The organism is Actinoplanes aureus, assembly GCF_015704865.1.
GTDB classification, from domain to species: domain Bacteria; phylum Actinomycetota; class Actinomycetes; order Mycobacteriales; family Micromonosporaceae; genus Actinoplanes; species Actinoplanes aureus.
In genome coordinates this window covers 1-11,974 of the sequence record NZ_JADQTO010000016.1, presented here as the reverse complement: position 1 = coordinate 11,974, position 11,974 = coordinate 1, and the positions used below count along the sequence as shown (strand labels likewise).

Below are 11,974 nucleotides of genomic sequence, written 5' to 3'. Positions count from 1 at the left end.
GTGGTCATGATCACGCCCCGGGCGGTTCGCACACAGCCGTCACCAGCGGCCGAGGCGGGCCGAGAGCACGGCGAGCGCCGCGACACCGGCCGTCGAGGTTCGCAGCACCGCGTCACCCAGTCGCACCGGAACCGCCCCGGCCTCCCGGAAAGCCGTCAGCTCCGCGTCACTGATGCCACCCTCCGGGCCCACCACCAGCACGATCTCCCCGGACTCCGGCAACGGAACCACGCTCAGCCGCTCGGTCTCCTCCTCGTGCAGCACGAACGCCGCCGCCGCGCCGCCGATCCGGGCGGCCACCTGCTTCGTCGAACAGTCCGGCTCGCCGGTGATCTGCGGAAGCCACGAACGCCGCGCCTGCTTCGCGGCCTCCCGCGCGGTGGTCGCCCACTTGTCGCGCGCCTTGAAGCCACGGTCACCACGCCACTGCGCGACCGACCGGGACGCCGCCCACGGCAGGATCTCGTCCACGCCGGTCTCGGTCATCGCCTGCACGGCCAGCTCGCCCCGGTCACCCTTGGCGATACCCTGGACCACGACCAGCCGTGGATCCGCGGCCGGCTCCTCGGCCCAGCTCAGCATCATGACGTCAACGCTGCCCCGGCCGACGGCGGTCACCTCGCCCCGCGCCGTGCCACCCCGCCCGTCGGCGAGAATCAGCGCCTCCCCCACGCGCAGCCGCTGCACGGTGGCGGCATGATGCCCTTCCGGACCGTCCAGGGTGAACGACGAACCGGCGGGCAGGCTCTCGACCAGGAACAGCGGTGCGGACATCCCCGCACGCTACCGGTTCCGCCGGCACGCGCACGCCCGCCGGGACGTTCCGCACGCCCGCGACCCACAAGGCGGGGTTGTGCGGGGCCGCGCTGGGCCTGGCCGAGCCGGGCCCAACGTCGGTGCTGTCTGGCGGCCGTTGAGACAGCATTGAGCGTGGGCCAAGCAAGATCACCGCTTGGGGACCTGACTACGGAAGCCCTTTAGCTCGGCGGAGGTGAGCCGGTGAGCATCACGGTGCCGCCGGCGGGCCGGAGCGTCGGCCCGGATCCGGCATCTCCCGGCTCCATTTCCCGGCGGTCGCGCTGGGGCCTGGGGTGGCGCCCGGCTCGCGCGCGCCGCCGGGGGACGGACCGGATCCGGCGGGACGGTCGATTACGCGTACCCCGCCGGTTTTCAGTGGCCGTTGAAAGCGTCGCGCATGCGGCTGAAGAAGCCGCCCTGCTTGCTCAGCTCGGCCACGTCCTCGCCGCGGGTCTTGGCGAACTCGCGCAGCATCCGCTCCTGGTCGGCGGTGAGCTTGGTCGGCGTCTTGACGTCGAGGTGCACGTAGAGCTCGCCGCGGCCCTGGCCGCGCAGGTGCGGTACGCCCTTGCCGCGGATTCGCAGCGTGCTGGCCGGCTGGGTGCCCGGCTTGACCTCGATGTTCTCCTCGCCGTCGAGGGTCTTGATGGTCATCCGGGTGCCGAGCGCGGCCGCGGTCATCGGCAGGGTGACCCGGCAGTGCAGGTCGTCGCCCTTGCGGGAGTAGACGTCGTGCGGGCGTTCGTGGATCTCCACGTAGAGGTCGCCGGCGGTGCCGCCGCCGGGGCCGACCTCGCCCTGCTGGGCCAGGCGGATGCGCATGCCGTCCTCGACGCCCGCCGGGATCTTCACGGTGAGTGACCGGCGGGTGCGGATGCGGCCGTCGCCGGCGCAGGTGGGGCAGGGGGTCGGGATGACCGTGCCGTGGCCCTGGCAGTTCTGGCAGGGGCGGGACGAGACGACCTGGCCGAGGAAGGTGCGCTGCACCGACTGGACCTCGCCTCGGCCGGCGCACACCTCGCAGGTGGCCAGGTGGGTGCCGGGCGCGGTGCCGGCGCCGGAGCACTGGGTGCAGAGGACCGCGGTGTCGACGGTGATCGGCGCCTCGACGCCGAAGGCGGTCTCCACCAGGTCGAGCTCGAGGCGCAGGATGGCGTCGGCGCCGGGCCGGGTGCGTGGTCGCGGGCCCCGCGAGCCGCCGCCGGCCGCGGTGCCGAAGAACGCGTCCATGATGTCCTGGAAGCCGACGAACGGGCCGGCGCCGCCGGGGCCGGGCGCGCCGCCGCCGGGCGCCAACGGGTCACCGCCGAGATCGACGATCTGGCGCTTCTGGTCGTCGGAGAGGACCTCGTACGCCGCGTTGATCTCTTTGAACTTCTCGTGCGCCTCGGGGTCCGGGTTGATGTCCGGGTGGTACTGCCGAGCCAGTTTGCGGTAGGCGCGCTTGATCTCGTCGTCGGTGGCTTCCCGGCTCACGCCGAGAATTCCGTAGTAGTCCTTGGCCACGGGGTTTGGAGTCCTCAATGTCTGCGCGAATCCGTCAATTCTGTGCCAACAGGTCGCCAACGTAGCGTGCCACTGCACGAACAGTAGCGATGGTGCCCGGGTAATCCATGCGGGTGGGCCCCAGCACACCGAGCCCACCAACGATCGTCGCACCCGGTCCGTAACCGCTGCTCACCACGGACGCCGACCGCAGGTTGTCGATCTCGTTCTCGTCGCCGATCCGGACCCGGGTGGTGCTGGGCTCGAGGTCGCCGATGAGCTTGAGCAGGATGACCTCCTCCTCGAGGGCTTCCAGGACGGGGCGCAGCGTGCCCTGGAAGTCCAGCACACCGCCGCGTGTCAAGTTGGCAGTACCCGCCAGCGCGAGGCGCTCCTCACTGCGCTCGACGAGGGTCTCCAGGAGCACCGAGGCGAGACAGGCCATGTCGCCACGGCGCTCGGGCGCGCACTCGTCGACCAGGTTCTGCACCAGCGGTGGCGCGTCGGCGAGTCGTTGACCAGCAAGTTTCTCATTCACCCGGCGCCGCAGCTCCCACACGTCGTCGGCCGGGAGCGGGCCGGGCATCTCCACCAGGCGCTGCTCGACCCGGCCGGTATCGGTGATCATCACGAGCATCAGCCGGGTGGTGGAGATCGGGACGAGTTCCAGATGGCGCACAGCGGAGCGGGACAAGCTCGGGTACTGCACCACGGCGACCTGCCGGGTGAGCTGAGCGAGCAGCCGGACTGTGCGGTGCACCACGTCGTCGAGGTCGACCACGCCGATCATGAAGCGCTCGATGGCGCGGCGCTCGGCCGGGCTGAGCGGCTTGATCCGGGTCAACCGGTCGACGAAGAGCCGGTAACCGGCGTCGGTGGGCACCCGGCCGGCACTGGTGTGCGGCTGTCGGATGTAGCCCTCCTCCTCCAGCACCGCCATGTCGTTGCGGACCGTGGCCGACGAGACGCCGAGCTGGTGGCGCTCGACAAGTGCCTTGCTGCCGACCGGCTCGCGGGTCTCGACGTAGTCCTCGACGATCGCCCGGAGCACCTCGAGCTTGCGGTCATCCAGACTCACAATGACCCCTCCCCCCTGCTGGCACTCCCACGGATAGAGTGCCAGTCTACGTCGCACCGGGCGGCAGCGCGATGATCGAAAGGACCGATCTGGCGTCAGAGCACGTCGCGGACGACCGCATCGGCCAGAAGACGTCCCCGCAGGGTCAGCGCCAGCCGCCCGTCCCGGTACGCCGCCGGATCGAGCAGCCCGTCCGCCAGGGCCCGCGCGGCGCCCGCCCGGTTGACCCGGTCCAGCGGGATCCCGTCCCGCAGCCGGACCCGCAACATGACGTCCTCCATGTGCCGGTCCTCGCCGGTCAGCAGTTCCCGGCCGTGGCCGGGTGACTCGCCGGCGGCCAGGCGCTTCGCGTACGCCGCCGGATGCTTGACGTTCCACCAGCGCACCCCGCCCACGTGGCTGTGCGCGCCCGGACCCAGACCCCACCAGTCGGCGCCGGTCCAATAGAGCTCGTTGTGCCGGCATCTCGCGTTGTTCTTCGCCCAGTTGGAGACCTCGTACCACTCGAAGCCGGCACCGGTCAGGGCTTCCTCGGCGGCGAGGTAGCGGTCCGCCGCGACGTCGTCCTCCGGGAACGGCAGCTCGCCGCGGCGCATCCGGGCGGCCATCCGGGTGCCGTCCTCGACGATCAGGGCGTACGCGCTGACGTGATCCACTCCCGCGCCGATCACCGTTTCGAGGGATTTCGCGAAGTCGTCCGCGGTCTCCCCCGGCGTGCCGTAGATCAGGTCGAGGTTGACGTGCTCGAAGCCGGCCTCCCGGGCCTCCAGCGCCGCCTGCGGTGCCCGTCCCGCGGTGTGCTTGCGATCCAGGACGCGGAGAACGTTCTCGGCGGCCGACTGCATGCCGAGCGAGATCCGGGTGAAGCCTCTTCTCCGCAGGTCAGATAAATACTTCTTGTCTACCGATTCGGGGTTGGCCTCGGTGGTCACCTCGGCACCCGGCGCGAGGCCCCACGTCCGGTCGATGCCGTCCAGGATCCGAGCCAGGTCGTCCGCGGCGAGCAGGGTGGGTGTGCCGCCGCCGACGAACACGGTGTCCACCGCGGCCGGCTCGATGACCCGCGCGGCCAGGGCCAGCTCGCTCAGGACCGCGTCCGCATATTCCTCGCGGCTCGCGCCGCCGCCCAGTTCACCCGGGGTGTAGGTGTTGAAGTCGCAGTAACCGCACCGGCTGGCGCAGAACGGCACGTGGACGTAGACGGCGAAGCCGTTCTTGCCCACCTGCTGGGTGGCTTCGTCGGGGAGCGAACCGTCGGAAGGAACGGGTTCGCCATCGGGGAGTGCGCCGGCCATCGGTCAAGCGTAGTTAAGGTTCCCGACATGGATCCGGTCCGCACCCTGACTCTGGACAACCCCGCCAGCCGCAACGCGCTCTCCACCGCCGTGCTGCGGGGCATGCTCGACGACCTGGCCGCGGCCGCCGCCGATCCGGCGTGCCGGGTGGTCGTCCTCACCCACACCGGCCCGGTGTTCTCCTCCGGGGTCGATCTCAAGGAGACCGCTGCCGCTCGCCCCGGCGACAAGCTGCCCGCCGAGATGCTCGCCGACGTGCTCGCCGCGCTCTGGGAATTCCCCAAGCCGGTGGTGGCCCGCATCGGCGGGCCGGCGCGGGCCGGAGGCCTCGGACTGATCGGCGCCGCCGACATCGCGGTCTGTGTCCGGGACGCGACCTTCGCGTTCACCGAGGTCCGGCTCGGCGTGATCCCGGCGGTGATCAGCTCGACCGTTCTGCCGCGGCTGTCGCCGCGAGCGGCGGCCGAGCTCTACCTGACCGGCGACGTCTTCGACGGCGTTCGCGCGGCCGAGATCGGGCTGGTCACGGCCGCTGTCGCGGCGGAGGAACTGGACGAAACGGTGAACCGCTACTGCGCTTCGCTCATCCGCGGTGGGCCGCTCGCGCTGGCCGGGACCAAACAACTGCTGCGGCGTACGCGTAAGGACCCGATCCGCGCCGAGCTGGCGGACCTCGCCGAACGCTCCGCCGGATACTTCAAATCGGCCGAGGGCCGGGAGGGGGTCGCCGCCGCCCGGGAGAAGCGCGACGCGTCCTGGCTTGTGTGATCGACACCGTTGGGTGCCCCGGAAGCAGTCACGCCGGGCGGCGAGCGCTCGTTGTCTAGGCTTGGCGTCCGGCAACTTCAGGAGGTGAGGGTGCGAGCGAAGCCGCTTGTGGGGATCATCACCCTGCTCGCTCTCGTCGGAGTGATCGGTGTGGTCGTGCTGGTGAACAATCTGGCCGGCAACCTCAAGCTGCCCCGGCTCGGCCCGGAGTGCACGGTCAGCGCCGACGGCGAGGTCACCCTCGACACGGTGCAGATGGCCAACGCGGCGACGATCGCCGCGATCGGCGTCCGCCGCGGGATGCCCGAGCAGGCCGTGGTCGTCGCGCTCGCCACCGCCTTCCAGGAGTCGAAACTGGAGAACCTGGACGACGGCGACCGCGACTCGGTCGGCCTGTTCCAGCAGCGGCCCAGCCAGGGCTGGGGCACGGTCGAGCAGATCAAGGATCCGAGGTACGCGGCCGGCAAGTTCTACTCCGCCCTGAAAAAGGTGAAGGGCTGGCAGGAGATGCGGGTCACCGACGCCGCGCAGACGGTGCAGCGCTCGGCGTACCCAGAGGCGTACGAGAAGTGGGCCGACGAGTCCCGGGTGCTCGCCGCCGCGCTGACCGGCCGGGCCACCGGCGCGGTGGAGTGCACGGTGAGCGGGACGCCGGCCCTGCGCGGTGCGGAAGCGGCGACCGCGCTGCTGGCGAGTCTCAAGCTGGACTGGGGCAAGAAGCTGCCGAGCACGGCGGCCGCCCAGGCGGCCGGCCTCACGGTCGACGTGGCGAACGTCAACACCGGCTGGCGGTACGCACACTGGCTGGTCTCGCACGCCTCGTCGAGCGGCCTCGAACGGGTACGTTTCGGCGAACTGGAATGGCACGCACCGGACGGAAAGTGGCAGCCGGTCACGGACGGCAGCGGCAGCAACACCGGCCAGGTCGTCGCGGAGGTCTTCAGTTAGATCCCTCCGAAACTATCGGTGACTACCCGTCATGTTTCGGTGCGGAGTGGCCAGGTTGCGCTGCGTATACATCGACATGGACACCGTACGACCCGCCCTGGTACTAAGTAGAGCGTGCTGATGGCGACCCAATGGATCGTGCTGGGAGCGGGGAGCGTCGTCGCAGTTCTGATCGGCATCCACCGGCACCGGCCGGCCCGGAAAGCGCCGTGGCTGCTGCTCGCCGGAGCCATCGCCGCGCTCGCCGCGGGCGACGTCTTCTACGGACTCCGGCGCATGGACCTCGCCGACGCGTGCTACCTGCTGATGTTCGGCCTGGTCGCGTTGAGCCTGCTGCAGTTCACCCGGGGCGGCGCGCTGCTCGTCGACCGGGCCCGCCTCATCGACCTGCTCGCGTTCGCCTGCTCGACCCTGCTGGTCGTCTGGGTCTTCGTGATCGGCTCGGGTGGGCAGTTCGGGGCGGTCAACGCCGCCGACGTCATCGGCAGCCTTCTGCTGATCGCCGTGGCCAGCCGCCTGGTCGCCGCCGACCGGCGCAACATCTCGGCGATCCTGCTGCTCACCGGCGCGGTCGGCCTGCTCGTCGGCGACATCGCGTACCCGCTCGCCCCGAGCCGGCTCACCGAGTCGGCGTACGTGGTGCTGTACCTCGCCTGGGGCCTGTCCGCCCTGCACCCGTCGATGGTCCGGCTCACCGAGCCGCGCGCCCCCGAGCCGACACCGTGGCGGTTCCGGTGGAGTGTGCTGCTCGCCGCGTCCGCCGCCACACCACCGCTGGTGCTGCTGATCGAGGCGCTCTCCGGGACGATCCGCGACGGCGTGGTCATCGCCGTCACCACCGCGGTCACGCTGCTGCTCACCATCACCCGCCTGGCCGATTCGATCCACCAGCACAGTCAGGCGCTGACCCGGGAGTACGGCCTGCGTACCGCCAACACCGCCCTGGTCGCGGCAGCCGACCCGCCCGCCGTCGACGCCGCGGTCCGCGCGGCCGTCAACCGCCTGCTGCCGCCGAACACGGTGCGCCGGGTGGTGCTCGCCACCGACGACGGGCAGCTCGCCCGGGAACATCTGCCACCCGCCCCGGCCGGCTCCGAGTCCCGCAGCTGGTGGGCACCCGCCGATGAAGCGGACGAGCGCATGCTGATCTGCCCGCTCCGGCTGGAACCTCTCGCCGTGGCCCGGCCCAGCGGCGGCGCCCTGATCCTGACCGGCCGCCTGGACGCCCTGATCGCCGGGCGTGACGCCCTGGAAGTGCTGGCCGGTGAGGCCGCACTCGCCCTCGACCGGATCACCCTGGTCGAGGCGATGGGCCGCCGGGACAGCGACATCTACCTGCGCACGGTCATCCCGAACACCGCGGAGAGCATGGCGGTCATCGACTCCGACCAGCGCATCCGCTATGCCAGCCCGGCGCTGCGGCGCCTGCTGGGCGGCGGCGAGCTGCCGCCGCTCATCGCACTCGACGACCTGGTCCATCCGGACGACCGAGATCGGGTACGCCGTGCGCTGAGCGCCGAAGGCGACGGGTCGATGTTCTGTGCCCTCCGCCGTCTTGATCACACGCAGGTGCTGGTCGAGATGACGTACCGGGATCTGCGCGCGGACCGTCTCGTGCAGGGGCTGGTAGTGACGATGTCAGACATCACCGACCGGCACGACCCTTCGGAACGGCGACCGTTCCGGGAAGACGACAGCGGACAGCCGGCTCAAATCAACCGGCGCAGCGCCCAGCACAAATTCCGCTATTAATGGCGTTGTGTTCGCTGCCTTTGCACCCTTGACGCCTTTCCGCCCCGGGTACGGCGAAACGCCGGACCTTTGGGGGTAGGTCCGGCGTTTCTCGCGGTGCGATCCGATTACCGGGTCAGGCGGCGACGGCCACCGATACCGGCGACCAGGGCCACACCGATCGCGGCCAGGACCACCTGGAAGAAGAACTCGATCCAGTCGAAACCGGCGGTGTCAGCGACACCGGCGGCACGCGCGATCACGGTGCCCAGCAGAGCCGCGACCACACCGACGACCATGGTCAGCCAGATCGGAATGTTCTGCCGGCCCGGTACCACAAGCCGGCCGAGCGCGCCGATGACGAGACCGACGATGAGCGCCACGATGATTCCGGTGAGCGTGAGTTCCATGAGGTTCCTCCTCGGGGGTGGAGCAAAGGGTTGCGTCCGTCGAGCCCCTGTGTTCCCGAGCCCCCGAGAAATCAAACCGCCTTATTTTTTACTGGACCCCTTCGGGTCAGCCGCCTCAGAAGTGGACAGCGCGGCGATGAAGGCTTCCTGCGGAACCTCCACCCGGCCGACCATCTTCATCCGCTTCTTGCCTTCCTTCTGCTTCTCCAGCAACTTCCGCTTCCGGCTGATGTCACCGCCGTAGCACTTCGCGAGCACGTCCTTACGGATGGCGCGGATGGTCTCGCGGGCGATGATCCGGCTTCCGATGGCCGCCTGGATGGGCACCTCGAACTGCTGCCGCGGGATCAGCTTCTGCAGCTTGGCGGCGATCGTCGTGCCATACGAGTACGCCTTGTCCTTGTGCACGATCGCGCTGAACGCGTCCACCGGCTCACCGTGCAGCAGGATGTCCACCTTCACCAGGTCCGCGACCTGCTCGCCGGAGGGCTCGTAGTCCAGCGAGGCGTACCCCTTGGTCTTGCTCTTCAACTGGTCGAAGAAGTCGAAGATGATCTCCGCGAGCGGCAGCGTGTAGCGGAGCTCCACCCGTTCGGCGGACAGGTACTCCATGCCGAGCAGGCTGCCGCGCCGGCTCTGGCACAGCTCCATGACTGCGCCCACGTACTCGTTCGGCACCAGGACCGTGGCGCGCACCACCGGCTCGTGGATCTCAGCGATCTTGCCGGTCGGGAACTCACTCGGGTTGGTGACCACCGACTCCTGGGCGTCGTCGGTGTAGACCCGGTACACCACGTTCGGCGCGGTGGAGATCAGGTCGAGGCCGAACTCGCGCTCCAGCCGCTCGCCGATGATCTCCAGGTGCAGCAGGCCCAGGTAGCCGACGCGGAACCCGAAGCCCAGTGCCGCCGACGTCTCCGGCTCATAGGTGAGCGCCGCGTCGTTGAGCTTCAGCTTGTCGAGCGCGTCACGCAGCGCCGGATAGTCCGAACCGTCGATCGGGTAGAGGCCCGAGTAGACCATCGGCTTCGGGTCCTTGTAGCCGCCCAGCGCTTCCTTCGCCGGCCGGTTGTTGCCGGTGACGGTGTCACCGACCCGGGACTGGCGGACGTCCTTCACACCGGTGATCAGGTAGCCGACCTCGCCGACGCCGAGCGCTCCGGCCTTCTCCATCTCGGGCGAGACGACGCCGATCTCGAGCAACTCGTGCACCGCACCGGTGGACATCATCTTGATCCGGTCGCGCGCCTCGATCCGGCCGTCGATGACCCGGACGTAGGTGACGACGCCGCGATACACGTCGTACACCGAGTCGAAGATCATCGCCCGGGCCGGGGCGGCCGCGTCGCCGACCGGAGCCTGGAACTGCCGGACGATCTCGTCGAGCAGGTGGCCCACGCCGACGCCGGTCTTGCCGGACACCCGCAGCACGTCGGACGGCTCGCAGCCGATCAGCTTGGCGAGCTCCTCGGCGTACTTCTCCGGCTGTGCCGCCGGCAGGTCGATCTTGTTGAGCACCGGGATGATGTGCAGGTCGTTCTCCATCGCCAGGTACAGGTTGGCGAGAGTTTGCGCCTCGATGCCCTGCGCGGCGTCGACCAGCAGGACCGCGCCCTCACAGGCGGCCAGGCTGCGGGAGACCTCGTAGGTGAAGTCGACGTGCCCCGGGGTGTCGATCATGTTGAGGACGGCGGTGTCGCCCTGTTTTTCGCCCTCGCGAACCGTCCAGGGCATGCGCACGGCCTGCGACTTGATGGTGATGCCGCGCTCGCGTTCGATGTCCATCCGGTCGAGGTACTGCGCGCGCATCTGGCGCGGGTCGACCACCCCGGTGATCTGCAGCATCCGGTCGGCCAGCGTCGACTTACCGTGGTCGATGTGGGCGATGATGCAGAAGTTGCGGATGCGGCTGGGATCGGTCGATCCGATCACGTTCACGCCGGGGTCGAGCGGTCCAGGCACGGTCTTCCGTTCTTCTCGGGCTGATGTTCTCGGGCTGGTCTACGCGGGTGTTCTCGGGCTGGTCTGCGCGGGTCGGTCTTTCCGGGCCGGCTCAGAACCGGCCCCTCCGGCCTCGCGGCCGCTGGTCATCGCCAGTGGGCCCGCACCGGGCCGGCGACGCCGGCGGCCAAGCCGGCGTCTCCTATCGTCCCACGTCCGCGCGGGGCGGTCCGATCACACCCGTTCCAGCGGCCCGTGCGGACCAGGAGGCACCTCGACGGTGACCGGATCCCCCGGACGAATCGGCCCTCCGCGCAGCACAACGGCCATCACGCCGGCCTTCCGCACAAGGTTGCCGTCCTCGTCGCGGCCCAGCACCTCCTTGAGCAGCCCGGACCGGAACCCGTTGATCTGAGCGCACGGGTTGCGCAACCCGGCCACCACGATCGCCGGCCGCCCATCGCCACTCGCGGTGTCCCGCTGAACAGCGGCCTCCACGGCCTCCGCGGCCCGTGCCGTCGCCTCATCCAGATCGGCCGCCCGGGCCGCCGCAAGCACCCCAGCCACCGGATGCGCCGCGTTCTCCCCACCCGTGCCGTGCAGCGCCGCGCTCTCCCCGCCCGGGCCCGTGCCGTGCAGCGCCGCGCTCTCCCCGCCCGGGCCCGTGCCGTGCAGCGCCGCGCTCTCCCCGCCCGGGCCCGTGCCGTGCAGCGCCGCGCTCTCACTGCCCGGTCGCTGCGCTGGCTGCCCGTCAGCCCGCTGGGAGACGCTTCCGCCGCCCGGTTGCCCCGCAGCGGCGGCGGGGCTCACGCCGGAGCCGCCCGGCCGGCCGAATCGCAGAATCGTGCCGCGCGGCAGAGCGAGCAGGTCGATCCCGCTCGTGGTCACGTTCTCTCCCAGGCCGCCCGGAGGAACGTCGTAACCCTTCCCGGCCACCTCGTCGAACAGCTCGGCATGAATCAGATGCACCTGCCGCAGATTCGGCTGGCGGGGATCCTCCGCGACCCGGCTGCGGTGCCGCACCCGCACTCCCGCGTGCGTGTCCCCCTCCACTCCGATGCCCGCCACCAGCACAATCTCGTCCCGGTTCGGCTTGGTGAACGTGTAGGCGTCGTTCCGGCTGACTGCGGTGACCGTTCCCTCAGCATTCATGCCGCTGAGTCTGCGCGATCTCCGCACCCGCCCACGACACCGTTTCCCGCACTTCGGCACATCGGCCGGCACTCCGGACCACCGCCCGCGCCCCGGCCATCTCAATCACGGTCTCGCCGAAAGACGGCGACCGAGCCAGGTTCGCCGGGACATCCCCGCCGGCCAACGCCATGTTCAGCGGCGCCCTAGATGTAATGACCATGAGCGTTGTTGACTGCGGCGTGGCTGCTTGAGATGTGAAGAGACCTCCGGCGAGGTGGAAGTTGCGACGCTTTCACCGGAACCGGAGGTCTCATGGCCCACCGTAACGCCCGACTGACCGTGCACGGCCGACGGCTGCTCATCACGCGTGTCGTGCACGACGAGCG

The 11,974-nt window shown here is 70.2% G+C and carries 11 protein-coding genes; 4 read left to right on the top strand and 7 right to left on the bottom strand.

Annotated features, from left to right (window positions below; genetic code table 11):
* Positions 1 to 39 precede the first annotated feature (39 nt).
* The 4 genes from I4J89_RS29530 to hemW form a co-directional block, all read right to left on the bottom strand.
* Complete coding sequence (locus I4J89_RS29530; protein WP_196417386.1) at positions 40 to 774, bottom strand: 16S rRNA (uracil(1498)-N(3))-methyltransferase; 735 nt, start codon at positions 772 to 774, stop codon at positions 40 to 42.
* 396 nt (positions 775 to 1,170) lie between these two features.
* Positions 1,171 to 2,304, bottom strand: coding sequence for a molecular chaperone DnaJ (gene dnaJ, locus I4J89_RS29525; protein WP_196417385.1), 1,134 nt, complete (start codon positions 2,302 to 2,304; stop codon positions 1,171 to 1,173).
* Positions 2,305 to 2,338: 34 nt separating this feature from the next.
* Positions 2,339 to 3,361 (bottom strand): heat-inducible transcriptional repressor HrcA, encoded by a 1,023-nt coding sequence (hrcA, locus tag I4J89_RS29520; protein ID WP_196417384.1) that lies wholly within the window; start codon positions 3,359 to 3,361, stop codon positions 2,339 to 2,341.
* A gap of 95 nt (positions 3,362 to 3,456) precedes the next feature.
* Entirely contained in the window at positions 3,457 to 4,656 is a 1,200-nt protein-coding gene (gene hemW, locus I4J89_RS29515; protein ID WP_196417383.1) for a radical SAM family heme chaperone HemW, read from the bottom strand.
* A 27-nt stretch (positions 4,657 to 4,683) separates the two neighbouring features.
* On the opposite strand from hemW, the gene I4J89_RS29510 reads away from it, so the two are divergent.
* The 3 genes from I4J89_RS29510 (at position 4,684) to I4J89_RS29500 (ending at position 8,124) form a co-directional block, all read left to right on the top strand.
* The gene (locus I4J89_RS29510; RefSeq protein WP_196417382.1) at positions 4,684 to 5,424 is read left to right on the top strand and encodes an enoyl-CoA hydratase-related protein; all 741 of its coding nucleotides are present in this window, start codon (positions 4,684 to 4,686) and stop codon (positions 5,422 to 5,424) included.
* A gap of 84 nt (positions 5,425 to 5,508) precedes the next feature.
* Complete coding sequence (locus I4J89_RS29505) at positions 5,509 to 6,372, top strand: hypothetical protein (protein WP_196417381.1); 864 nt, start codon at positions 5,509 to 5,511, stop codon at positions 6,370 to 6,372.
* Positions 6,373 to 6,492: 120 nt separating this feature from the next.
* The gene (locus I4J89_RS29500; protein WP_230859815.1) at positions 6,493 to 8,124 is read left to right on the top strand and encodes a PAS domain-containing protein; all 1,632 of its coding nucleotides are present in this window, start codon (positions 6,493 to 6,495) and stop codon (positions 8,122 to 8,124) included.
* A 107-nt stretch (positions 8,125 to 8,231) separates the two neighbouring features.
* On the opposite strand, the gene I4J89_RS29495 is transcribed toward I4J89_RS29500, so the two are convergent.
* The 3 genes from I4J89_RS29495 to I4J89_RS29485 form a co-directional block, all read right to left on the bottom strand.
* The gene (locus I4J89_RS29495) at positions 8,232 to 8,513 is read right to left on the bottom strand and encodes a GlsB/YeaQ/YmgE family stress response membrane protein (protein ID WP_196417379.1); all 282 of its coding nucleotides are present in this window, start codon (positions 8,511 to 8,513) and stop codon (positions 8,232 to 8,234) included.
* 81 nt (positions 8,514 to 8,594) lie between these two features.
* Complete coding sequence (lepA, locus tag I4J89_RS29490; RefSeq protein ID WP_196417378.1) at positions 8,595 to 10,475, bottom strand: translation elongation factor 4; 1,881 nt, start codon at positions 10,473 to 10,475, stop codon at positions 8,595 to 8,597.
* Between the two features lie 213 nt (positions 10,476 to 10,688).
* Complete coding sequence (locus I4J89_RS29485; RefSeq protein WP_196417377.1) at positions 10,689 to 11,606, bottom strand: MOSC domain-containing protein; 918 nt, start codon at positions 11,604 to 11,606, stop codon at positions 10,689 to 10,691.
* Positions 11,607 to 11,900: 294 nt separating this feature from the next.
* On the opposite strand from I4J89_RS29485, the gene I4J89_RS52240 reads away from it, so the two are divergent.
* A partial coding sequence (locus tag I4J89_RS52240) for a leucine zipper domain-containing protein (protein ID WP_196417566.1) occupies positions 11,901 to 11,974 on the top strand: 74 nt, incomplete at its 3' end.

Excerpts from the sequence above, each read along its gene's own strand:
- hemW (WP_196417383.1), bottom strand. The coding sequence starts at position 4,656 with ATGGCCGGCGCACTCCCCGATGGCGAACCCGTTCCTTCCGACGGTTCG.
- I4J89_RS29485 (WP_196417377.1), bottom strand. The coding sequence starts at position 11,606 with ATGAATGCTGAGGGAACGGTCACCGCAGTCAGCCGGAACGACGCCTAC.
- I4J89_RS29495 (WP_196417379.1), bottom strand. The coding sequence starts at position 8,513 with ATGGAACTCACGCTCACCGGAATCATCGTGGCGCTCATCGTCGGTCTC.
- I4J89_RS29500 (WP_230859815.1), top strand. The coding sequence starts at position 6,493 with ATGGCGACCCAATGGATCGTGCTGGGAGCGGGGAGCGTCGTCGCAGTT.
- I4J89_RS29510 (WP_196417382.1), top strand. The coding sequence starts at position 4,684 with ATGGATCCGGTCCGCACCCTGACTCTGGACAACCCCGCCAGCCGCAAC.
- I4J89_RS29530 (WP_196417386.1), bottom strand. The coding sequence starts at position 774 with ATGTCCGCACCGCTGTTCCTGGTCGAGAGCCTGCCCGCCGGTTCGTCG.